The sequence below is a fragment of the Brevibacillus sp. MS2.2 genome, assembly GCF_013284345.1.
GTDB classification, from domain to species: Bacteria; Bacillota; Bacilli; order Brevibacillales; family Brevibacillaceae; genus Brevibacillus; species Brevibacillus brevis_C.
The window spans coordinates 95,219-117,572 of record NZ_JABSUZ010000005.1 but is presented as its reverse complement, the minus strand read 5'-3'; the positions used below and the strand labels follow the sequence as shown (position 1 = coordinate 117,572).

At 45.1% G+C, this 22,354-nt stretch carries 19 protein-coding genes and 1 pseudogene; 14 read left to right on the top strand and 6 right to left on the bottom strand.

The genetic code is table 11. From position 1 onward, the window contains the following. Positions 1 to 162: 162 nt before the first annotated feature. The 4 genes from HP568_RS06155 to HP568_RS06140 all read left to right on the top strand — a co-directional run bounded on the left by HP568_RS06155 (position 163) and on the right by HP568_RS06140 (position 3,753). On the top strand, positions 163 to 1,374 hold the full coding sequence (locus HP568_RS06155; RefSeq protein ID WP_048032768.1) for an MFS transporter: 1,212 nt from the start codon (positions 163 to 165) through the stop codon (positions 1,372 to 1,374). A gap of 78 nt (positions 1,375 to 1,452) precedes the next feature. Then, positions 1,453 to 2,427, top strand: a complete 975-nt coding sequence (locus tag HP568_RS06150; protein ID WP_173628633.1) for an LLM class oxidoreductase — start codon at positions 1,453 to 1,455, stop codon at positions 2,425 to 2,427. A gap of 28 nt (positions 2,428 to 2,455) precedes the next feature. Next, the gene (locus HP568_RS06145; protein ID WP_056493139.1) at positions 2,456 to 2,785 is read left to right on the top strand and encodes a winged helix-turn-helix transcriptional regulator; all 330 of its coding nucleotides are present in this window, start codon (positions 2,456 to 2,458) and stop codon (positions 2,783 to 2,785) included. Between the two features lie 14 nt (positions 2,786 to 2,799). Then, on the top strand, positions 2,800 to 3,753 hold the full coding sequence (locus HP568_RS06140) for an NADP-dependent oxidoreductase (RefSeq protein WP_173628632.1): 954 nt from the start codon (positions 2,800 to 2,802) through the stop codon (positions 3,751 to 3,753). Positions 3,754 to 3,890: 137 nt separating this feature from the next. Here HP568_RS06140 and HP568_RS06135 read toward each other — a convergent pair whose 3' ends face one another. The 3 genes from HP568_RS06135 to HP568_RS06125 form a co-directional block, all read right to left on the bottom strand. After that, a complete protein-coding gene (locus HP568_RS06135) occupies positions 3,891 to 4,046 on the bottom strand; it encodes a hypothetical protein (protein ID WP_162837747.1) in 156 nt (51 codons plus the stop codon). A gap of 252 nt (positions 4,047 to 4,298) precedes the next feature. Further along, positions 4,299 to 5,528, bottom strand: a complete 1,230-nt coding sequence (locus HP568_RS06130) for an MFS transporter (protein ID WP_173628631.1) — start codon at positions 5,526 to 5,528, stop codon at positions 4,299 to 4,301. A gap of 215 nt (positions 5,529 to 5,743) precedes the next feature. Continuing rightward, complete coding sequence (locus HP568_RS06125) at positions 5,744 to 7,177, bottom strand: SulP family inorganic anion transporter (protein WP_173628630.1); 1,434 nt, start codon at positions 7,175 to 7,177, stop codon at positions 5,744 to 5,746. Between the two features lie 231 nt (positions 7,178 to 7,408). Between HP568_RS06125 and HP568_RS06120 the strand changes: the two genes are divergently transcribed. The 8 genes and pseudogenes from HP568_RS06120 to HP568_RS06085 all read left to right on the top strand — a co-directional run bounded on the left by HP568_RS06120 (position 7,409) and on the right by HP568_RS06085 (position 15,535). Further along, positions 7,409 to 7,951: a DUF3221 domain-containing protein gene (locus HP568_RS06120; RefSeq protein ID WP_173628629.1), complete on the top strand. Its 543-nt coding sequence runs from the start codon at positions 7,409 to 7,411 to the stop codon at positions 7,949 to 7,951. Positions 7,952 to 8,073: 122 nt separating this feature from the next. Continuing rightward, on the top strand, positions 8,074 to 8,208 hold the full coding sequence (locus HP568_RS30210) for a phosphoadenosine phosphosulfate reductase family protein (RefSeq protein WP_173628699.1): 135 nt from the start codon (positions 8,074 to 8,076) through the stop codon (positions 8,206 to 8,208). Between the two features lie 355 nt (positions 8,209 to 8,563). Continuing rightward, positions 8,564 to 8,821: pseudogene (locus HP568_RS06110) on the top strand (DUF5412 family protein); the annotation flags it as partial. Between the two features lie 202 nt (positions 8,822 to 9,023). Next, positions 9,024 to 10,121: a C39 family peptidase gene (locus HP568_RS06105; RefSeq protein ID WP_173628628.1), complete on the top strand. Its 1,098-nt coding sequence runs from the start codon at positions 9,024 to 9,026 to the stop codon at positions 10,119 to 10,121. 77 nt (positions 10,122 to 10,198) lie between these two features. Then, on the top strand, positions 10,199 to 10,507 hold the full coding sequence (locus tag HP568_RS06100) for a YfjL-like protein (RefSeq protein WP_217366434.1): 309 nt from the start codon (positions 10,199 to 10,201) through the stop codon (positions 10,505 to 10,507). A gap of 393 nt (positions 10,508 to 10,900) precedes the next feature. Then, on the top strand, positions 10,901 to 12,646 hold the full coding sequence (locus HP568_RS06095; protein WP_173628626.1) for an ABC transporter ATP-binding protein: 1,746 nt from the start codon (positions 10,901 to 10,903) through the stop codon (positions 12,644 to 12,646). A gap of 21 nt (positions 12,647 to 12,667) precedes the next feature. Next, entirely contained in the window at positions 12,668 to 13,453 is a 786-nt protein-coding gene (locus HP568_RS06090; protein WP_235617686.1) for a Fe-S oxidoreductase, read from the top strand. Between the two features lie 141 nt (positions 13,454 to 13,594). Further along, the gene (locus HP568_RS06085) at positions 13,595 to 15,535 is read left to right on the top strand and encodes an EAL domain-containing protein (protein WP_173628625.1); all 1,941 of its coding nucleotides are present in this window, start codon (positions 13,595 to 13,597) and stop codon (positions 15,533 to 15,535) included. A gap of 27 nt (positions 15,536 to 15,562) precedes the next feature. On the opposite strand, the gene HP568_RS06080 is transcribed toward HP568_RS06085, so the two are convergent. Genes HP568_RS06080 through HP568_RS06070 form a run of 3 tightly spaced genes read right to left on the bottom strand, consistent with a single transcriptional unit; the run spans position 15,563 to position 20,167 of the window. Further along, positions 15,563 to 15,700, bottom strand: coding sequence for a hypothetical protein (locus HP568_RS06080; RefSeq protein ID WP_173628624.1), 138 nt, complete (start codon positions 15,698 to 15,700; stop codon positions 15,563 to 15,565). A gap of 7 nt (positions 15,701 to 15,707) precedes the next feature. After that, the gene (locus HP568_RS06075) at positions 15,708 to 18,566 is read right to left on the bottom strand and encodes a DEAD/DEAH box helicase (protein WP_173628623.1); all 2,859 of its coding nucleotides are present in this window, start codon (positions 18,564 to 18,566) and stop codon (positions 15,708 to 15,710) included. Next, positions 18,563 to 20,167 (bottom strand): SWIM zinc finger family protein, encoded by a 1,605-nt coding sequence (locus HP568_RS06070; RefSeq protein ID WP_173628622.1) that lies wholly within the window; start codon positions 20,165 to 20,167, stop codon positions 18,563 to 18,565. The genes HP568_RS06075 and HP568_RS06070 overlap by 4 nt, the downstream gene beginning before the upstream one ends. A gap of 237 nt (positions 20,168 to 20,404) precedes the next feature. On the opposite strand from HP568_RS06070, the gene HP568_RS06065 reads away from it, so the two are divergent. Both HP568_RS06065 and HP568_RS06060 read left to right on the top strand, forming a co-directional pair. After that, positions 20,405 to 21,259, top strand: a complete 855-nt coding sequence (locus HP568_RS06065; RefSeq protein WP_173628621.1) for a DMT family transporter — start codon at positions 20,405 to 20,407, stop codon at positions 21,257 to 21,259. A gap of 101 nt (positions 21,260 to 21,360) precedes the next feature. Further along, positions 21,361 to 22,245, top strand: a complete 885-nt coding sequence (locus HP568_RS06060) for a YitT family protein (RefSeq protein ID WP_048035802.1) — start codon at positions 21,361 to 21,363, stop codon at positions 22,243 to 22,245. The last annotated feature ends 109 nt before the right edge of the window (positions 22,246 to 22,354 follow it).

Genomic DNA, 22,354 nt, shown 5'->3' with positions numbered 1-22,354 from the left:
TGTAAGGTACTTTTTAGTGCCTATGATACTTGAAAGTACGTACTTCCTATCAAGTGAGGCATGAGACATAATAGCATTCAGATGCAACATATTCGCCAATCATGTTAAGTAAGGGCCCTGCTTTGTGAATGGCAAGAAAAAATAAGGGAGGATACACCTCAGATGAGCACAATTACATCCAATGTGAAGCAGCAAGCAACTGGTGCGAAAAACTCCACTCTTGCTTTACTTGCTCTCGCAATCAGCGCATTTGGTATCGGAACTACTGAATTCGTTATCGTCGGTTTGTTGTCTACAGTCGCACAGGATTTGAAAGTAACCATCACCTTAGCAGGACTTCTTATTTCTGGATATGCATTAGGAGTAGCAATTGGAGCGCCGATTATTACAGCACTTACTAGTCGAATTCCACGCAAAATGCTACTCATGCTTTTGATGATTGTCTTTGTTGTCGGCAACAGTGCGGCAGCCTTGTCGAGTAGTTTTACGCTTTTAATCATTGCCCGTTTCTTTACCGCGTTTTCTCATGGAGTATTTTTCTCCATCGGTTCGACGATTGCAGCCGATCTGGTGCCAGAAAACAAGCGTGCCAGTGCGATTGCGACAATGTTTACTGGTCTGACTGTCGCAACCGTTACAGGCGTACCTTTGGGAACGTTTATTGGACAAATGTTTGGATGGAGAGCGACTTTTTGGGGTGTGGCCATTCTTGGCGTGATTGCACTTATCTCGACAGCGATTCTGGTACCAAGCAATTTGAAAAAAGCCAAGCCTGCTTCCATTAAAGACCAAGTGAAAATAATCACAAACGTGCCACTGTTGCTTGTCTTTGCGATTACGGCACTTGGCTACGGCGGTACCTTCGTAACCTTTACGTTCTTAGGGCCGATTCTGGAAGAAATCACGGGTTATCAGGCAAGTGCTGTCAGTCTGATTCTTCTCGTCTATGGGATTGCAGTAGCGATTGGAAATACGGTCGGAGGAAAAGCGGCTGACAAGAATCCGATAAAAGCGCTGCGCTGGATGTTCATCATTCAGGCGATCATTCTGATCCTGTTAACATTTACTGCTCCTTTCAAATGGGTGGGAACCCTGACGATTATGCTGATGGGCCTCTTGGCTTTTATGAACGTACCGGGTTTACAGGTATATGTCGTGCAGTTGGCTGAAAAATACGTGCCAAGTGCTGTTGATGTAGCTTCTGCCATTAACATTGCGGCATTCAATCTCGGCATTGCGATTGGAGCCTTTGTGGGAGGAATCATCGTCGATACCATTGGACTGATTCATACACCATGGGTGGGTGGAGTAATGGTGTTAGGTGCAGCATTACTCACGGTGATCAGCAGCAAGCTGGAAAAAGCTCGTCATTAATTGTAAAAAGACGGCGGATGGATGAATGCATGAGTCCGCCGTTGATTTCCATATACATCACGTAAGGAGAGAGCATCGATGAGCAAATTCGACGGTCATTATGGATTTCAGCGAATGTTCCAAGAAGGCAAGATGACCTTGGGATTTCACATTCCGTTAGAGGCATACGAATGGGAAGCACCGACAATGGAGCGCCAGGTTGAACTCGTCCAAGCGGCAGAAGACTATGGCTTTACCGGAATCTGGCTGCGGGATGTGGTTTTGCAGGACCCCGCTTTTGGTGACCCTGCAACCGGGCAAATTTATGACATGATGATTTATTTAACGTATTTGGCTGCGCAAACCAAAAAAATCGCTTTCGGTACCTCAAGTATCGTTCTTCCACTGCGGCATCCGCTACGAGTGGCAAAAGAGACAGCGACCATCGAAAATTTGTTTCCCCAACGTTTGATGATGGGGATATCTTCCGGGGACAGACGGGCTGATTTTCATGGATTGAATGTACCACATGAACAACGTGCAGAGCTGTTTCGCGATGGCTACGACTATTTGCAGAAGGTCATGGCAGAGAATTTCCCAAAAATCAACTCCCCATATGGCATGATTGACGGAGCGAATCTGGTGCCAAAATCGACCGCGCCCATTCCTACTTTTATCACGGGGTACAGTCAACAAACAATGGACTGGTTTGCGCAAAACGGAGATGGCTGGATTTATTACCCGCGTGATCCATTCAATCAAGCACATGCCATCCAAGAATGGAGAGAGCTTGTCCAGAAATATCATCCAGGTGTATTCAAGCCGTTTATTCAGCCTCTTCACTTGGATCTTGCGGAAAATCCGGATGAGTCGGTCACGCCGATTCGATTAGGCTACCGAGTCGGTAGAAAAATGCTTTTGGAACTACTGGCCATGTATCAAGAGGTCGGTATCAATCACTTGTTTTTCGCCCTGTTCCCTAGCAAGCGTCCCATTGACGAGGTCATCGATGAGCTAGGACAAGAAGTATTGCCTTATTTTCCGGCCCATATCGATTCACCGGAGCGAGTTTGATTCCAGCTTCATATGAGGAGGGGAGGACATGGAAAAATACAATATCCCTGTAGAGGCAACATTGGAGGTTATTGGAGGGAAATGGAAAGTGGTGATCCTTTGCTTGTTGGCAAAAGGAACAAAGCGGACAAGCGAATTGAAACGCGCAATGCCTGCCATCACGCAAAAAATGTTAACGCAGCAACTGCGAGAATTGGAAGCGGACAACATTATCACCCGCAATGTTTTTCAGCAGGTTCCCCCACGAGTTGAGTATGACTTGACTGAGTACGGCAAGACACTGTCGAAGGTACTGGATGTCATGTGTGAATGGGGAGAGAGTCACATCGAAAACCAATTGCAAAAAATAGTCGAATAAAAAGGGGAAGTTCGATGAGAGGAATTGGCATCAAGCAATACGGCGGCATCCAACAGTTAACAGAAATTGAACTGCCAACAAAACCAATCGGTCCGGACGATTTGCTCATATCGATCAAAGCGAGCGGGGTAAATCCTGTTGATTGGAAGGTGCGGGAAGGACTGCTGCAAGCAGATTTTCCTTTTGAACTGCCACTGATTTTAGGGTGGGATGCCGCGGGCACGGTAATGGCTGTCGGTACGAATGTGCAGGATTTTCAAATCGGGGATGATGTCTTCTTCCGTCCAGAGCTGGATAGAGAAGGGACATACGCAGATGAAATTGTCGTTCCGGCGAATATCGTAGCCCCGATACCACGTGGTTTGTCTTATGCGGAAGCAGCTTCACTTCCATTGGTCGGACTAACGGTTTGGCAGGCATTGGTGGAGGTAGGGAAGGTACAAGCGGAAGAAAAAGTCCTGGTGTTGGGGGGAAGCGGCGGGATTGGTTCCATGGCAATCCAGCTAGCAAAAGCGCTAGGTGCCTACGTGGCGACGACAACCAGCTCCAAAAACAGCGATTATGTCCGTGAGCTGGGAGCAGATGAAGTCATCGTGTATGATCAGGGACCACTTCACACCTCTACACAATTTACATTCATGCTGGACACGCTGGGTGGAGAAGCATACGGAGAAGCTTTAACATTTATGAAGCGGCAAGGAAGAGTAGCAACCATTATCGGCGAGCGTGATGCCAAGAAACCTTCGTTCGCTGATGCAGTTGAGAAAGAACGAGAGCTGGATGTTACTTTTGTGTTTACGCGTCCAGATGGGGTAAACATGAATCATATCCGTGAGCTGGTGGAAGCCAAACATGTAAAGCCTTCTTTGATGAAGATATATCCATTGACCATTCAAGGCGTTCGAGACGCGCATCTCTTTAGTCAAACGGGTAGAGTACGTGGCAAGATTGTGCTCGTCCATTCATGAGTGGGAGACGAGCACGAGTAAATGGCGCGAATGTAACAGCGGCGGGCTAGGATTGGATTTTTCAACCGAACCCGCTGCTGTTTTCATGAAAAAGCCAGCGTGACTGTGTAGATCGCCTTCGCTGGTAACCGCCAGCTTCACCTCTTCCGAATCACGGCCCCCTGCAAGACAAAGGTAATTCCTAAGATTCCTGCGATAGCAAGCAGGCGAATGAAACCGTTGGAGACAAACAGATTGACACAGATCAGCCCAATAATGATCAGAACAAGCAAGATTACCGTTTTTCCCGACATGTACGTGTTCCCCTTTCCTCAGACAAAATGAGTGGTCTCGTCAAATCGGTTTATGCGGGTAGATCCAAGGCGTATGTAATTTGACTTTTTGGTTGTCAGAATCTTCTGTTCATCCTATGGATACGTACTATTGTAGCGAATACGATCGTGGAAGAAAAGGCGGGATAACGTGAAAAAACTCCCTTCTGTCATCGCCAGGTGCTCACCTGCACGCTTGAGAGGGAGTTTTTGCTTGTAATCGTGCTACACTCATTACTTTGTCGCTAGCTGACGCTCCGTGCTCTGGTGCTTCATCGGCTGTCCGGCCAATTGTGATCGCTTGGATCGAATCATGATGGCAGTAATCAACAGTGCAATGCCATTTATGATAAATACGAAGCGAATGGGGATGAGTCCCCCGAGAAAGCCGCCAATGATTGGCCCCATCATCGTCGCGAGCTGCGTCGAAGATTGGTTCAGGCTAAACGCTCTGCCGCGAAATTCTGGTTCCGTGACTTTTACAATCATGGCGTTGATCGACGGATAAACAGCGGCAAAAAACAGTCCGTACGCGAATCGCAAAATGCCAAATCCATACAGATTAGTGAAGAAGAATTGCAGTAAATTTCCGATCGCCCCACCCATTAAGCCGATGAACAAGATTTTGGAATAGCCGACCTTTGTCCCAAGCTTTCCCCATTGTGGAGCAGCGATGACCGTCGCGATTCCGACTGCCGCAAAAATGATGCCGGAGCTGAGAGAAGCGTCTTGCTGCGAAGCGCCCAATTGCATGACATACACGGTTAATAAAGGTTCAAGAAGCATAACGGAAATCGTGACCATCAGGCTCATACCCAGTATGGACATCAATGGGCGATTTGCTAGTGCAGCACGCAAATCTTCTCGTACACTCGAGCGGCTGCCGGAGCGGTTCAAGTTCGTTTCCTTCACGAAGAAAGTAGCGATCAGCGCTGCTACAAGCACAACAAATCCTGAAAAAATGAAAGCTTCCGCGTTTCCCCATACATGACTGACGACGCCGCCAACCAACGGACCGATAATTCCTCCGGTTGCACCCGAAGTCGCCATTATCCCAAGTGCGTACCCGACGTTTTTTTCTGGTGTATTCGTCGCTACCAACGCAATGGCGGCAGGTACGTAGCCGGCTAGTAGGCCCTGGAAGATCCGTAACACAAGAAACAAATAAGGGTCCGTAATCAAATACGTCAAAAAGTACAGCAAAGCGAGGCTAAATCCAGAGCGAATCAACATAGGCTTTCGTCCATATTTGTCCGCAAGAGAGCCCCAAAATGGCGAGATGAGTGCACTTGCTAAAAACGTGATGCCAAACGAAATGCCAGACCAAGCTTCCAGATGCTCATTGACCCCCAGTGAAGTATGGAGGAAGATGGGCAGGAAAGGGATGGAGATGGAGTAGGCGGTACTACAGAAAAATACCCCTATCCATAACACGATCAAATTACGTTTCCATGAAAATTCCATCTTTCTGTCACAACCTTTGCAGTTAAAAAGCAGGAATATTGTTATTGATCATTCTAGCACTGCAATTTACTGCTGACCAATTCGGAAATATGATCGGACTATTGCAAAAAAGAAATAAGAGGAAACCTTGACTTCATTCAGACAAAAGAAAATCCCCTAACGACAAGAGATGTCAGCTCTTGTATCCGTTAGGGGATTTCCATGTAAACGGCAGGTTAATGTCCGGCAGGCGTGCTTATACCCACTCGATCAATCAATCGCTTGCTTTCCTCATTAAGTCCAGTGATGACGACGAATTTGTCCAACTGTCTGTATTTCTCTACGACCTTTGAAATAGCTGTTACGGCTGACAAATCCCAGACGTGGGAACGAGAAAAGTCAATGATAATCTGCTGGGGATCATCCTGAAAGGAAAAGAGGTCGACGAAGTGCGTCATGGTACCAAAGAAAAACTGACCCGAGACGGCGTACACTTTTTCACCAGTATCGCTCACGTAGGAGGTGGCATGCAAGCGAGCCATCCTCCAGCCAAAAATGAGGGCACTCAGGATCACTCCAGAAATGACCCCTTTAGCCAAATCGTGCGTAGCGACGACGACGATCACTGTCGTAATCATCACAATGGCATCTCCAACAGGAATTTTCCATAGATCCCGTATAGACTGCCAGTTAAACGTCCCGATCGAAACCATGACCATGACACCGACGAGAGCAGCCATCGGGATTTGTTTGACGACGTCTCCAAGAACCAGGATCAAGAACAAGAGAAAAATCCCTGCAACCAAGGTGGACAGACGGCCACGACCACCTGATTTCACATTGATAACGGACTGTCCGATCATGGCACAACCAGCCATTCCGCCAAAGAATCCGGTGATGATGTTGGCGATCCCTTGGCCTTTCACTTCTGTATTTTTGTTACTGCGGGTATCTGTCATCTCATCAAGAATGGCAGCAGTCATCAATGATTCCAGAATCCCGACCAATGCAAGTGGAAAGGAGTAGGGCAGTATGATCATGAGTGTTTCCCAGTTCAACGGGACACTAGGAAAGTGGAAGATTGGTAATTGACGTGTGATTTCGCCCATGTCTCCAACGGTCCGCAAATCAAGACCTGCCCAAATGGAAATGACCGTCATGACGATGATTGCTACAAGAGCAGAAGGGACAGCTTTGGTGAGACGCGGTAACAAATATATGATCGCGAGCGTTCCAGCCAGCATGACGTACATAACCCAGGACGCCCCAATGAAATGGGGAAGCTGAGCCATAAAGATGAGAATAGCCAACGCATTGACAAAACCAAGCACAACGGTATGAGGGACAAAGGTCATCAGCCTGCCGATTTTACAGGCCCCCAGTACCAGTTGCAAAATACCAGTCAGAACAGTCGCGGCGAATAAATACTCGATGCCGTGCTCTTTGACCAGAGTGATCATTAATAGCGCCATAGCACCTGTAGCTGCGGAAATCATGCCCGGTCTTCCTCCGACAAACGCAATAATAACTGCGATGCAAAAGGAAGCGTACAACCCAACCATTGGATCGACACCGGCAATAATAGAAAAAGCGATGGCTTCCGGAATCAGGGCAAGTGCAACTGTAATACCTGCAAGTACGTCCGCACGTACATTAGAAAACCATTCCATTTTTAGTTGTTGAAGGTTCAAAAATGTTCCTCTTTTCTGTATCGTATCGTGACTTTCCCCTTTCAGAAAAGTCGGGGCCGTTTTTCACAGTTTTTCATTATAGTAAAAAGGAGTCCTCTTCGCCATCTTTTTTTAGGAAATGGTATTGGCATTGATTCAATTTTTACTGGTAACTAGTTGAAATAAAGTTCCTCATGAGAGAATGTTTTCTTATGGGGAATAAGAAAGGAAATGAGCACATTGAAAAAGGCTTTGACATTAATCATTGCAGCATTACTCATAACTGGATGTGCAACTAATCACAAGAAGGTTGAAAAGCAAGCATTAACAGGATACGTAACTGAAAAAGATTTTGAAAAAAAAGCTCTCTTAGTTATAGAAAATGATGAAACCAAGACGAGCGATGAGAATTTCTATGCAGCAGAGTGGTATTTTCCAAATGAAGAAGCCGTATTCCTCGATAGCAAGGGGAATAACATCTCGTATGATGAAATCGAAGTTGGTCACACAGTATCTACATGGTCAACAACACCATCAGCACAGTCTTATCCCAGTGGCGCAGAACTCAGTAAACTTGTAATTAATGAAGAAAGCAAAAATCCTATTTATCAAATGGATGAAAAAAGTGCGATTCAACACGCAATCAATTATTTAAAGAGCAAACATGATGACGGAATCATTATTAAAAGTGCAAGTGGACAAAAGGATTATTGGCAGATTACAGCAACAGACTATGATCATAAAAAAGAAACTAATCTACAAATTCATGCATAAACCGGGGAAGTAAAAGAGTTTTAAAGTTTGTACCCTGCTGCAACTAAAGAAAGGAGTGATACATGCGTGATGGAGAGTACTTTTATAGTTCGGTTGAATGGGGAACGTTTGGTTGATGTCTAATTCACAGGTGGCGTGAAAAAGATATCTGGGTCTATGTAGAACAAGAAGAGATTCCTTATAACGATTTGTACAAGATGAATATTATCCAAACGTATCGGAAAAAGTTAGATATTTTAACTAAAAATAATGAATAAGATTAATTGTACTAGAGATTTATGTAAATGAACTGCTAAACGAGCAGATTCAAAAAGTTAAACGATTCCAAGCAATATTTCTTGAATCAATTGGATTCAAAATTTTCACTCCACGCATTGGCTATATGATGTGTCCATTGCCCGTGAAGCATGGTTACCATGCAGGAAGGTATTTAATGCAATGGTTTACAATTGGTTAACCGATCAAGCAGCTATCAATCGAGGTGTTGATTGGTTCGAAGATGATAGATTCAATAAGATATTTTTGATTCACCAAGGTGGAGTAACATGAAAAAAATCCTACATAAATAAGTTATTCATTGCTCCGTTTTTTTGACTCTATTACAACGCATTTTATTCAATATTATTGATCGGGCAGGGAGAACTGACTAATGAGGTGTATTCGCCAAACAGTCAGTACGTTTCCAAGGTATATCGTGTCGGTGATGAAAGGGGCTTACGAGTAGATGTAAATACGGGACTTTTCGGTAGTGAGAGACTTATTTACTGGAGTGGGAAAGAATCCGAAGCAAAAGTAGAATGGCTTGAATTTTATGCCCAGTTGGATATTCAATATAAGGAGGAATTCCCTCCTTATATTCGAGTAAATTAACCAAAAATAATTAATATGATCAGTAAAGCAAAACGTTAATAGGGTATAGACGTTTTATAAGCATAAAATGAATTCAGGATTTTAATGTAAATACAAACAATGTATCTCCCGACACTTTTCTATAATATACAACATCATACTAGGAAATATTGACGAATATTCTGAATATTATATAATATAGTAAAAAAAGGGAGTGCTGGTAATGGTTAAGAGATTTTCTTGGTTGCTTTTTGCAGTTTCTCTACTATTTTTTTCATCTGGGGCATATGCTAATGAAGATGATACATACGTTTCAGAAGAAGTTGCAGATGAGATAGTCAAGGATTACATCAAGAAATTCAAATTTGATGTTAGCCTTGAGGACAAGCAGGATGTTGTTGAACTTTATGACACCAACGATGAGCATATCGGATATTATTATGAGTTAGAAAATGAAGAAAGTTATTTCTTTATTGTTTCAGCAAACACTGAATACTCTCCAGTGTTTGCTGCTGGAAAAGGAAAGATTAAACTGCAAGAATTAGAAGATGATGAAAAATATTACTTTTTGGGAAACACTTCAATCCTAAAATCTAATGATGGTAGTAGGTTGGTTAAAAAAATCAACAAAGGACTACAGAAGAAGGAACAGGACATTGAATTTACAATCCCGAAGAACAGAGAGGCAAAGTCTATTTGGAAAAGTTATACGTCAGAAGAAGCTAGTGATGTAAGTACCTTAAGAGTAGACGAAGACTATCTTAACGTAACAAGGTTCACTCAATGGGAAGATGGAGTAAATAACCCAGCAAGTTCATGTGGGCCTGCAACAATTGCTGCAATAGCTGAGTACTGGCGTAACAAAAAAGGATTTGACACAATAGATGGTTTAGATTATTTCACCAGAACTGAGATGATAAATGCTGTTTACAAGTATCATGGCGGAAAGTCATATGGCATGTCAGTTTCAAATGTGCGTAGTGGGTTGAAAAGTTACATAAACCGAGGTCACACTCATACTGTGTCAACAGACTCGTTTAATAGTTTTTCTACTTACAAGTATGAAATTGGTAGAAGTCGCCCACTTGCAGTAAAATTTGATCAGTACTTCACGTTTTTCGAACCAGATGCTGAGTACGCCTACGACTACCATTGGACTGTTGGTGTTGGGTATCTAGAAGATGGAACCGATAAATATCTCTATATTCAAGACAATGGAATTGGATACACGGATGGGACTTGGGATTGGTCGAAAGAATTGTACATTGACTACATAACAAACAAGCCAATTATTACTATGGTATCTTTAGAAGTTTCATGAGTCATTTAAATAAGGAGCAGGTGTTTCTGCTCCTTATCATTCCATATAGATGGAGGGCATTCATCATTAAAAAAAAGATGATTTGGAGTGTAGTTAGTGTACTTGGTATTATATTAGTTTGGAACCTTTACACTATATTTTATGGAACATCTGGAGACAGGGCATTGGCTATTAACTATGCAACAGAGTATGTAAGTGAGAAGTATAATTTACCAATTGAGAGCTTAAGGACAGATGAGCCTACTTACAATTTCTCACATGGGACATATATGACAAAAGTCAGAAATACAAAAGCCCAAGAATCATATCTAATCAATGTTAAAATAACTTCCAATGGTGATATGCAGAGAATTGAAGAATATTCTAAGAATCCGGTAAGGGAATAATGTAAAAAATACCCAAAAATATTATAATACCAAAAAGCAAGTTTAATAAAAACAACCAAACTTTACATGCGTTAATGAGCACACGAGATGTACCTAGTGTAAGCAACTGTAAAGAATGGGTTCAAAACATCATGAATCGTGTAAAAGATGTTGATCTATTTACAGCACACAATCTCAGTATCAAGATTTACGCTGAGGGAAATACTGGTTCGAGCCTCTCATTCCTTGATGGATAAGGAGGTTCGAACCGTTTTTTTCTGCCAATGTGCTCCGCGAAGAAAAAAATTCCAATAAAACATCGATATAAAAGACAAATCCATATATAATGAAAATGATTTTCAAAATCAAATGCTTGATTGATGTTGTTCTTGAGAGAGAGGAGTTGCTGCTTCAATGCTTCGCAGATTTTTTTCTTACTATCGGCCTTATCGTGGATTATTTATCCTCGACTTCACGTGTGCAGTATTCGTTGCCTTGTTGGAGCTGGGATTTCCGCTTGCAGTGAACATGGTTGTCGATCAACTACTTCCGAGCAAGGATTGGAATATGATCGTGTGGGCGTGCATTGGACTTTTGGCTTTGTATGGTCTTAACGCCGGGATGAACTATGTCGTCACCTACTGGGGACATATGCTTGGAATTAATATCGAGACGGATATGCGGAAGAAGCTGTACGACCATATTCAAAAGCTCTCTTTCCGCTTTTTCGATAATACCAAGACGGGGCATCTGCTATCTCGTCTAACGAATGACTTGATGGAGATCGGGGAGGTCGCTCACCACGGTCCGGAAGATTTGTTTATCGCCGTGATGACGCTGATCGGTGCTTTTCTCCTGATGTTCAATATTAATGAAGAAATGGCGCTGCTTACGTTTTTGGTGATTCCGCTCTTGATATTCTTCGTCGTTCACTTCAACCGTAAAATGACGGGAGCGTTCCATCGCCTATATGGCGACATGGCGGATTTCAACGCACGTGTTGAGGACAACGTAGGCGGAATGCGCGTCGTACAAGCTTTTGCCAACGAGAAATTTGAAAACAAAAGATTCGCAGAGAACAACCAGCGTTTCCGGCTCACGAAGCTGTTGTCCTATAAAATCATGGCCCAAAATATTTCTGTCAGTTACGTCCTGATGCGTTTAGTCAATTTGTTTGTCCTGATTTGCGGTAGCTGGTTTGTTATTCAAGGGGAATTGACCTACGGTGAATTTGTCGCTTTCTTACTGTTAACAAATGTATTTTTCCGTCCCTTGGAGAAAATTAATGCGATTATCGAGAGCTATCCAAAAGGGATTGCCGGCTTCAAACGCTACATCGAAATCATGGACACAGCACCGGATATTGCGGATGCTCCAGATGCGATCCAGGTAGAGTCGCTGAAGGGCGATATCTCGTACAAGAATGTTTCGTTTAGCTACGACCAAGAGTCTTCTGTTTTGCAAAATATTGATTTGAACATCCGGGCGGGCGAGACCATTGCGTTTGTAGGCCCTTCTGGAGCAGGAAAAACCACGTTGTGCAGTCTCTTGCCGAGATTTTATGAGATCGGCGGGGGCAGCATCTCCATTGATGGAATGGATATCCGCCAAATCACGTTAACGTCATTGCGTAGCCAAATCGGAATCGTTCAGCAAGATGTGTTCCTCTTTTCAGGGACGATTCGCGAAAATATCATGTATGGAAAACTAAACGCTTCAGAGGAAGAGATCTGGGAGGCAGCGCGTCTGGCTAAACTAGAGGAGTTTATCCGTTCTCAGCCTGCTGGTCTGGAGACGATTATTGGTGAACGCGGAGTCAAATTGTCCGGTGGTCAAAAACAAAGACTGGCGATTGCGCGCATGTTCTTGAAAAACCCGCCGATCCTGATTTTGGATGAAGCTACCTCTGCACTTGATACCGAAACGGAGGCGGCGATCCAGCAGTCCTTGCAGGAACTGTCCAAAGGCCGTACGACATTGGTGATCGCCCACAGATTGGCTACCATTAAAAATGCAGATCGAATCATCGTTGTAACGGAACAAGGCATTACGGAGCAAGGAAGTCATGATCAGCTCTTGGCTCGTGAAGGCATCTACAGCAGACTGTATCAAGCACAGTTCGGTACGTACCTCGACCAGTCAAACAGCGTTTTTTCTTGATAATGAATAGGGAGGGAGATCATGATGCTAGAGTGGGATGACGATTTTATCGCCCAACGGTTTGATATTTCTTCAAAACCGAGACCCAATGCCTTATTTTCGATGAAGGCAAGAGATTTGGTAGACCCGACACATATGAATGAGCTCGTACAAATCTATGCTCCGCTAATCAAGGCACATGAGCTGACTGCTGCTGGTACTTACATCAGCAGTTGGCTCACGAGCCCTTCTCTCGGTCTATCGTATATGATCTCTGTCTGGAACCGTGCACTTACCATGACACTGGATAATATGACGATTGAATTGTTTTACGAGGATGATTATCCGCAATTCGTCTTTGTGCTCCCGGCGTATGAGATCGTAGAAGCGCCTACGAGCGAAGCGGAGCGCTCAATCTGGCTGAAGGAATGCTATCGTGCGTATTTTCAAGACTTCCTTCACCCGTTGCTTACGACTCTTGCAAAGGTAACGGGAAACCCAGAAGCGATGCTCTGGGGACAGTTCCCAACCAAGTTCAATTACCATACGGATGCTTTTGTGGCGTTGGTAGAACAGGATAGCATCAAGCAACAAGTGAAGGCTGATTACGATTTCCTCTGTAATCAGTTGGAAGGCGAGAGCTTTGGATTGCAAAAAAATCCATTTCGCGTGGGTGTGCGGTGGATCGAGGATATGCGTGACCCCCAAGCGAAAGTCCGGATTAAGAATCAATGCTGTTTGTATTATAAGACGGGGGAGCAAAAGTATTGCTATACCTGTCCGCGGATAAAAGAAGAAGAGCGCGCTCTGATGAGAATTCGTGCGTAGCTGACCCTTCCTTTGTGGAGGGTTTTTTCTATACACAGTAGACGTATGGACATGGGCTAGCCTCTTCCTATAAAGTAGAGTCAGGGGTAAAGTTGGAAAAATCAGAATGATTTCCAGGAAGGCGTGGTTCGTATACAGACAATGAACCAAAAGGAACTGGATCGCTACGTTCGAGATTTTCATCAAGCGGTTGTCAATCAGCAGCTTAGCCTTTATTATCAACCACTCTACGACCTGAGGACAGGCAAAATAATCGGAGCAGAAGCTCTGGTAAGATGGAACCATCATCAAAGAGGGCTACTGCCCCCGGAATGGGTATTTTGGTTAGCAGAAATGAGCGGGTTGATTCTTTTGGTAGAGGAATGGGTGATCAGAACGGCTTGCAAGCAAAACAAAGCTTGGCAGGACGCTGGACTACCACCTCTTGTGATATGCGTGAATCTGTCATCGTATACCCTGGAATCGGATCAGTTGGGTAGCCGGATTCAAGCGATCTTAGAAGAAACGAACCTGCGGCCTCACTATTTGGAGCTGGAATTTACCGAGGATTCTGCGAGAGATGGGGAGCGAACCATCGAAATTTTAGCAGAACTAAAAAGAATCGGGGTAAAAATCAGCTTGGATGATTTTGGGAAGGGCTATAGCAGCATTCAACATCTATCTCGCTTTGCCATGAACAAAATAAAAATCGATCAATCCTGTGTAAGGGAATGCATGAGTGATGTCACACAGGCGACCGTTATCAAAACCGTCATGGCGATGGCACGAAGTCTTGGCGTGCAAGTAACGGCAGAAGGTGTAGAGACGCAAGAGCAACTGGATTTTCTTTGGCAGCTTGGCTGTGATTCTGCTCAAGGATTTTGGTTTAGTGAGCCCATGCCTGCCGAAGACTTGGCTCGTGTGTTGAAGCGTGAGGAAAGGTTTAGGAACAGTGCATTTCTACTACTCAATGGTGGACAACACCGAGCTTTAGATACATACGAAATGGATCAGAGTGAGCGAGGAGAAGTTCTTCGCAAGCAGCAACATGAGAATGAATCGACATATCGAATGATTGCAGAAAACTTGTCCGATATTATCGTGATCATCAATAGTCAGGGGATCATTACGTATATTTCGCCATCCGTTCAATCCGTTCTGGAGATCGCTCCTGATGAAGTTGTGAATCGACACCTGCTAGCTGTACTACCATTGGAAACGGGCAGGCTTGTTATGCAAACGATTCGTCAGATCACGGTAAAGAAGCAGCCTCGTCTCATTACATTTACTTGCCCGGACCGGAATGGCAAAAAGATCACGCTGGAGGCAAAAGGCACTCCGGTGATTCATGAAGAACATGAGGCGAACCAAGTCATCTTTATCATTCGAAATCACACGAAGCACGTGCAAACAGAAGAGTTTTTACAAAAAATAGACAAGCTCTCCGTCATAGGGCAAATGGCTGCCGGGGTTGCACACGAAATACGAAACCCGGTAACTTCTATCAAGGGCTTCGTACAATTGCTCCGTCGAGATCAATGGAAGAGAGAATATTTTGATATTATGCAGGCTGAATTTCACCAATTAGAGAGTGTCTTGCGAGAATACGTCTTTTTATCAAGAGAGTGCACAGAACCGTATGAAGCAAAAAATCTAGCGAGTTTGCTGCGACAGGTTACCCGATTGATGCAAGTGAAGCTAGAGTGTCATCATCTGGCGCTAGATGTCAAGGAAGTGGAAGGGACCGTGATTTGGTGCGATCAGAATCAAATTCAGCAGCTTTTCATGAACCTTCTGTCAAACGCCGTTGACTCGATGCAAGATGGTGGCACGATTCACATCGTGGCTGGGCGTAAAGAAAACGAGCAAGTAATGATTCGAATCATTGATCAAGGCTGCGGTATGGCGGAAGAACGGCTGAAACGACTAGGCGAGCCTTTTTATAGTACAAAGGAAAAAGGGACCGGGCTAGGACTCATGATATGTTATAAAATCATTCAAGCACACGACGGGTATATCCATTTTTCGAGTACCCCGAATAAAGGGACGACAGTGGAGGTTTCCTTTCCACTAGGAAAATCAAACCCAAGGCTTGATCCATAACGTGATCAGGCCTTGGGTTTTTCATCCTTACTCTTTCTTTGTTTGGTTATCGGAAAATTGTTGTTGAACAGCTTCCAAAAAACGCAGCCATGCCTCGGGCAGCTTGGGCTCTTCTGTAGCATGGCGCATAGTGGAATTGCTGTCGTTTTGCTGCACTCGCTCCATTCTCCACCTATCCTTTCGTGTCTAGCCAATCATGACGCAGGGTAAACAAGTCCCGCAGCTCTTCTGTTGATAGCTCCGTGATCCAGCTTTCGCCCGTCCCGACAATTTGCTGGCTCAACGATAGCTTTCTCTCCATCATTTCATCAATGCGTTCCTCAATCGTCCCGAGCGAGATGAATTTGTACACGTGAACATTGCGCTGCTGTCCTATGCGATGGGCCCGGTCAGTGGCCTGATTTTCTACCGCAGGATTCCACCAGCGATCTACGTGAATGACATGGTTGGCTTCCGTCAAGTTCAAGCCGGTTCCACCCGCGCGCAAGGAAAGAATGAAGATGGCTCCGCGTTCATCGTCCGGAAGTGTCTGGTCTTGAAAACGAGCGATCATCTCATCGCGTTTTTCTTTCTTCGTGGCTCCATTTAGGAAGTAGACAGGTCCATAGCCTTCTCGTGTCAGCACTCGTTGGAGCAAATTGCCCATTTCGATGTACTGGGTAAAAATCAGGCAACGCTCTTTCTTTTGGCGAATATCCTCCACCAGTTCCAGCAGTCTTTCCAATTTGTGTGAGCGACTGGCTTCATCCGTTGTTGAGATTTCATTCAAAATGAGGGCAGGATGGTCACACAATTGCTTCAGACGTGTCAGTGTCGTTAGAATCAGACCGCGCCGCTCCATAGGGGAGGCTTTTTCCATACGATCAAACATATCCTGAATCGCTGTCTCATAAAGTGCGCCTTGCTCGGTAGTCAGCGGTACATATTCCTTGCTCTCATTCTTATCCGGCAAATCGAGCTGAATGTTCGGATCTGTTTTCACGCGACGGAGCAGGAAAGGCTGAATGAGTCGTTGCACCTGATTGATGAGTTGCTGGTCTTGGTCGCGTTCGATGGGATGGACAAAGCGCTGGGTAAATTCCCCGAGACTTCCCAAGTAACCAGGATTCAAGAAATCAAAAATAGACCAGAGCTCACTCAGACGATTTTCGATCGGAGTGCCTGTGAGAGCGATCCGGTGCCATGCTTTCAAATCGCGCACAGCGGATGCTTGCTTTGTATAGGCGTTTTTAATATTTTGCGCCTCGTCGAGACAAATCGTATCCCATGTAATCATTCCTAGCTCTTGCTCATCCAAATGGGACAGGGCGTAGGAGGTAATCACCAGATCCGCTCCCTTGATCGCTGGCAAAAACGCCTCCTTCTTTTGGCGATCATTGCCATAATGAATCATTACTTGAAGAGAGGGGGCAAAGCGCTTCAGCTCTTTTTGCCAGTTGCCTATGACGGAGGTCGGGCAGATTAAGAGAGAAGGGGTATTGGCTGGGCCATGTTGTTTGACATGAAGCAAATACGTAATAAATTGAACCGTTTTTCCCAATCCCATGTCATCGGCCAGACAAGCTCCCAGCCCAAAGCGGCGTAAAAAGAACAGCCACGAACTGCCCTCCAGCTGATAATGGCGTAACGTCCCGTGAAAAGTAGATGGCTGCTCCATGATCGGGATGCGCTTCGTTTCTTGCAATTGATTCAACAGCTCTCGCAAATGCTGGTTTAGCTGAACTTCAACCGTTAAAGAAGTATCGAAATCGAACTCATCATCGGGTAGCTCCTCCACCTCTACAGTAGGGGCGAGGTGCATTCTCATGACATCACGTAGGGACATGCCGTTTTTCGCTTTGTTTTTCTTGAGTGCTTCTTGCAACTGCAAGAATAAATCGGGAGTCAATTGCACCCAATGCCCGCGAATTTTCAGCAGGCGCTGCTTTTGTTTAATGAGTTCCTCAAATTCCTCTTCGCTGAGCTCCACAGGTCCCAAGGCGAGCTTCCATTCAAAATCCATGAGCTGGGAGACACCCAGGAAGGATTGTCGGCTAGCCCCGACAGAGGTTGTAATTTTGGCTTTTAGCTTCGGTTTTACTCGGCGTACTTGTTCCCACCATGCTGGTAGAAAGACATGAATACCGGCTTGCACCAACTGCAAACTGCTCGACGTCAAAAAGATCCACGCTTGCTCGTTCGTCAGTCGGGTGAGAAAACGGCTTTGATTCTCCTGGATGTCTTTTTGCCACGGGAGAATCTCCTTGCATTTGGCGAGGTCCGTGAGAAAACGATTCCAGTGTTCACGCCAGTCAGCAGGGATGCGTGCGGTAGCTACTCCCTCAGCCGTCAACTGGTGTGGCTCAATGAGAAATAACTGATCTGGCTCTTCACGATTCTGCAAATACACTTGGAGTTGCCAGTCATTGGGATGCTCCTCGGCTTCGACGATTTGCAAACATGTGCGAAACGGTGTCGTATCTGGCAGCCAGCCTATCGATTGCAACCATTCCTGTTCCTGAAGGTGTGGAGAAAGCTCGGAGCCCATGACGTACAGAGCCGGGTATTGCGTCAATAGCTGCTCCCACTTTCGTCCAATCTCACCAGTGCCCTGCAAGGATTCCTCTACGACGAGCGATAGCCACCTGTGTCCGTACTCTGGAAAATCGCCGGGAGTATGCATGGCTCTCCAGCCTATTTGTCCTTTTTTCCAGGAAGAAAAATCAGGGGCAATAGAGCCTTGTGCGAGCGTATCCCGGATCATTCTCGCTACATGCGTATATTGTTCAAATGACTTGCTGGATGAATAGGTCCGATGCAAAAGCCATTGGGGGGAGACGAAAAAGGAGAGGGCCTTGGCAGGGCTGAGCAATACGCCATGCTCGTTTTTGTCGAGGAAGGTTCCGTAATAGGAGGACTCATCCCACGCAAAAAGTGTTCCTGCCAATTCTTCTGGATCGATCACTGCTCCTTGCGTGTCTTTGCCAGTAATCAAGAATTGTCCGTCTGCCAAAAGCTCTCCGTCTAGAACCAATGTAGTGACGGTATTCATAAGTTGAAATTTCCTCTCCTTAGCTCTTCTTGAAAAGCACGTAACCGATTATGTTTGGCAGATAATTGTTCCACGTATCGTTCCCAGCGCGGATCTTGGTTTGCTCTGTTGTAAATCGTCCTTACCTTTTTCATGAGCTTGATCGCTTCTTTGTAGGCCGTTCGATTACGTTCCGCAATCAGTCTGTTTACCTCACGCAAATAAAAAGGGAAGAGCAGAGTCGGCTCGGCTTCCTCGATTTCTTTCACCTGCACGATCGAGATATCTGCCATGGGCACTTGAAATGACATTTGCAAATCAATCCATTGCTGAAACTGTCGTTCGTCATATAAATAGGCGGCATATTCGTGGTAACTGCTTGGTAAGAACTGCTTTAGCTTGGCGCCGCACTCGGCTGATCGTCCCACTTGCTCCATCGCTTCCTGCCAAATGGCGATAACGAGACGGTATTGTTGTGTCTCGGCTTGACCGATTAAGGACGTCAAGGAAGCAGTCCAATCGAGAAATCGTTGCCATTCGCCATTGCGTGCGAATGATTTCATATAGGACAAGTAGAAGGATAGGTTCAAACGGCTCATTCTTTTCCAGATTTGTAGAGCAGCTTCATCTTCTTTTTCCATCACATGAAAGTGGGCGCGGAGCAGCAGCCCTTTTTCCTTTTCGGCGGCAGAACTGTTTTCGTCGTTGATAAGCTGATCCAGTACATGGATCTCCTCTTGCATCCACTCCGGCTTCTTCAATAGCATCCACCATAACATTTGATAGGCGAAAATCCAGTAGAGGGAGGTGGCTTCGTTTTCTTTCAATTGCTTTGTCAGTTGAAGAGTATCTACGATGGCATCCTGGTGGTCAGTCAAGAGAGCAGGGATATCTGCGAAGTACAATGTCCCTTCTAATTGATCCAATAGCCGCTCGGCTGTCTGAACCAAATCCAGGAACCAGTATGATTGGCGGTACGTTTTCACGTATTGTGTAAGCTTCATGAGATGAAACAGATTGGCATGAATGACAAAAAGTTGTGCGCGATCTTTCGGCCACGAGGCAGCAACACTCAGCACATTCTGATAGCTCGATAATAACTCAGAGGAAGCTCGATACGATTCCATGGCCGCAAACAGGTTGCGTGTCCAGCTCTCAAAAAATGCCCACCATTCTTTGACGGAGCTATTTGCGGTAAGCGGAGAGGAAACAGACGCTGTATCCTGCTGAGCAGGAGCGGTATGGCTATATTTATAAGCAGGAATCAGCAGATGAGGAGAAAAAGTAGCTCGTCTTGGTTGTTGGGAGCGGGTCAAAAATGTGCGAGGATTCTCGAACACACTGTACATCTGAAAAAAAGTAGCAGCAATATGCTTGCAAATGCGCGAATAAGGGCAGGTACAGGTACTGTTTTGAACCATTTCCATATCGAGGCGAACATGATACACCTCGGAACCTTGAACATCACTCATCAAATATTGGCCTTGTTCTACGCGTGTATTGAAGACGACGCCATCAGAAAAGTACGTATAGCCCCGTTCAATGATGTGTCCTTCGACGGCAATTAGGATTTGCTCGCCTACCTGTATCGCTTGTTCCCGAGTCAACTCTCTTTGCAACATGTAGTCAGATCCTCCGAACGAAGTGTCATCCCTCCATTATAACCCAAAATGCGGAGAATGGAAAAAGATGCGTGTGTTCGCAGCATCAATAAAATGGTTTGGGCCATAAGCAGAAACAATGCTTAATTTTTGCGGGGACTGGGTGTATACTGAACACGTCGAATGAAAGGCAACGAAACGCAATGTGTTTTATTGTCTTTCGTTGTATTTGTACAACAAGAGAGAGAAGGGGCACACATGTTATCGATTTCGATTCTGCTCGTACTATCGTCTGGCCTTGCGCACGCAGTCTGGAACCTGTTCACGAAAAAAAGTGAGAACAAAATGGCGTTTCTTTGGTTGATTACATTACCAACAACCGTGATCCTCTTGCCTGTTCTCATTTGGGAATTGATGCACGTACAACTGACATGGTCTCTGGTTCTTTTTCTGTTTATGTCCTTTTTCTTTCAAGGATGCTATACCTTGTTGGTTTCAAAGGCGTATACATACGGGGATATCTCTCAGGTTTACCCTATCATGAGGGGGACGGGGACGCTTCTCATTCCGTTTTTTAGCGCCATTTTCTTTCAAGAGTATTTATCTGTACCGGGATGGCTGGGGGTCATTTGCATCGTGATCGGAGTCTTCGCCATTAGTGGAATGATTGGCACAGATCGTCAAGCTCAACCAATAAATCCGCTCGCCCTGCGATACGCTTTTGCTGTTGGGCTCTGCATTACAGGGTACACGTTAACCGACAAGCAAATCGTACAACAATTATCTCCATTGGCTTTATTGGAAATCACCAACTTTGCCTGTCTGATTGTCGCCGGGGGCTTTGTTTGGAAAAAGGGACTTATCCGCCGTGAGTGGCAAAAAAACTGGCGAACGATTGTACTTGGTGCCGTCCTTTCACCAGGCTCGTATTTGTTGTTTTTGTTTGCCATGACATTGGCACCACTGGCAGCCATTGCCCCCATTCGTGAGGTAAGTACGGTTTTTGGTACGCTGCTCGGGGTCTTTTTGCTAAAGGAACGACAACGCGTATGGCGTCTGTCTATGTCTTTGATGATCACGATTGGCATTATTTCCATTGCGGTTTGGGGCTAAAGGATATGAAGAGGTCGGCTGGGAGAAATCCTGGCTGGCTATTTTTTTTGCTACCAGGGAAAGATGAAGTGGTAAGAAAAAAACGGCTAAGGATGATCAAAATGGATGCAAAAGCAATTGCTCCGATCACTCATAAGCGGACGAAAAAAAGAAGGATCGTACTGAGAACTCTCGGAATCATCATTGGAGCTTTGTTGGTGGCAGTTGGACTGGAAATCTTTCTGGTTCCAAACAACATCATTGACGGTGGTGTAACCGGTGTTTCCATTATGGCCTCAAAGCTGACGGGAGGAGCACTCGGATTATTTTTATTCCTGCTGAACCTGCCCTTTTTACTTATTGGCTACAAGCAAATTGGCAAGACATTCGCCATCTCTACGCTGTTCGGTGTGGTCGTGATGTCGTTGGGGACGAGCTACCTCCATCATGTTCCTAGCTTGACGGACGATTTGCTTCTCTCTGCCGTTTTTGGTGGGATCATCATCGGCATCGGTGTCGGACTTGTCATTCGCGCGGGCGGTTCCTTGGATGGAACGGAAATTGTTGCGATCCTGATGACGAGGAAAAGTCCGTTTTCGGTCGGCGAAATGGTCATGTTTTTTAACATCTTTATTTTAGGCAGTGCTGGCTTCATTTTTGGGTGGGACCGGGCTATGTACTCGTTAATTGCTTACTACATCGCTTATAAAATGATCGATATTACCATGGTCGGGCTCGAGCAATCAAGATCAGTCTGGATCATCAGTGATTATCCAGACGAAATTGGCGATGCGTTAACCGCGAGATTGGGGCGGGGAATTACCTATTTGAATGGAGAAGGTGGCTACTCGGGAGACGTCAAAAAAGTCATCTTCTGTGTCATTACCCGATTGGAAGAAGCGAAGCTGAAATCCATCGTGGAGGAAATCGATTCCTCTGCATTTTTGGCGATTGGTCATATTCACGATGTTTCTGGTGGACGGTTTAAGAAAAAGAATATTCACTAAAACCTTACGTACAAATTACCCCCGAGCCAGTAGGTAGAACAACCTAATAGCTAAGGGGGAAAAATGTATTGACGGAAATAACTGAATTCATTTAATATTGTGTCATGCC

Excerpts from the sequence above, each read along its gene's own strand:
- HP568_RS06090 (WP_235617686.1), top strand. The coding sequence starts at position 12,668 with ATGATGCTAGAGTGGGATGACGATTTTATCGCCCAACGGTTTGATATT.
- HP568_RS06065 (WP_173628621.1), top strand. The coding sequence starts at position 20,405 with ATGTTATCGATTTCGATTCTGCTCGTACTATCGTCTGGCCTTGCGCAC.
- HP568_RS06150 (WP_173628633.1), top strand. The coding sequence starts at position 1,453 with ATGAGCAAATTCGACGGTCATTATGGATTTCAGCGAATGTTCCAAGAA.
- HP568_RS06100 (WP_217366434.1), top strand. The coding sequence starts at position 10,199 with ATGATTTGGAGTGTAGTTAGTGTACTTGGTATTATATTAGTTTGGAAC.
- HP568_RS06080 (WP_173628624.1), bottom strand. The coding sequence starts at position 15,700 with ATGGAGCGAGTGCAGCAAAACGACAGCAATTCCACTATGCGCCATGCT.
- HP568_RS06140 (WP_173628632.1), top strand. The coding sequence starts at position 2,800 with ATGAGAGGAATTGGCATCAAGCAATACGGCGGCATCCAACAGTTAACA.
- HP568_RS06085 (WP_173628625.1), top strand. The coding sequence starts at position 13,595 with ATGAACCAAAAGGAACTGGATCGCTACGTTCGAGATTTTCATCAAGCG.
- HP568_RS06060 (WP_048035802.1), top strand. The coding sequence starts at position 21,361 with ATGGATGCAAAAGCAATTGCTCCGATCACTCATAAGCGGACGAAAAAA.
- HP568_RS06125 (WP_173628630.1), bottom strand. The coding sequence starts at position 7,177 with ATGGAATGGTTTTCTAATGTACGTGCGGACGTACTTGCAGGTATTACA.
- HP568_RS06155 (WP_048032768.1), top strand. The coding sequence starts at position 163 with ATGAGCACAATTACATCCAATGTGAAGCAGCAAGCAACTGGTGCGAAA.
- HP568_RS06105 (WP_173628628.1), top strand. The coding sequence starts at position 9,024 with ATGGTTAAGAGATTTTCTTGGTTGCTTTTTGCAGTTTCTCTACTATTT.
- HP568_RS06120 (WP_173628629.1), top strand. The coding sequence starts at position 7,409 with ATGAGCACATTGAAAAAGGCTTTGACATTAATCATTGCAGCATTACTC.
- HP568_RS06070 (WP_173628622.1), bottom strand. The coding sequence starts at position 20,167 with ATGTTGCAAAGAGAGTTGACTCGGGAACAAGCGATACAGGTAGGCGAG.
- HP568_RS06130 (WP_173628631.1), bottom strand. The coding sequence starts at position 5,528 with ATGGAATTTTCATGGAAACGTAATTTGATCGTGTTATGGATAGGGGTA.
- HP568_RS06095 (WP_173628626.1), top strand. The coding sequence starts at position 10,901 with ATGCTTCGCAGATTTTTTTCTTACTATCGGCCTTATCGTGGATTATTT.
- HP568_RS06145 (WP_056493139.1), top strand. The coding sequence starts at position 2,456 with ATGGAAAAATACAATATCCCTGTAGAGGCAACATTGGAGGTTATTGGA.
- HP568_RS06135 (WP_162837747.1), bottom strand. The coding sequence starts at position 4,046 with ATGTCGGGAAAAACGGTAATCTTGCTTGTTCTGATCATTATTGGGCTG.
- HP568_RS06075 (WP_173628623.1), bottom strand. The coding sequence starts at position 18,566 with ATGAATACCGTCACTACATTGGTTCTAGACGGAGAGCTTTTGGCAGAC.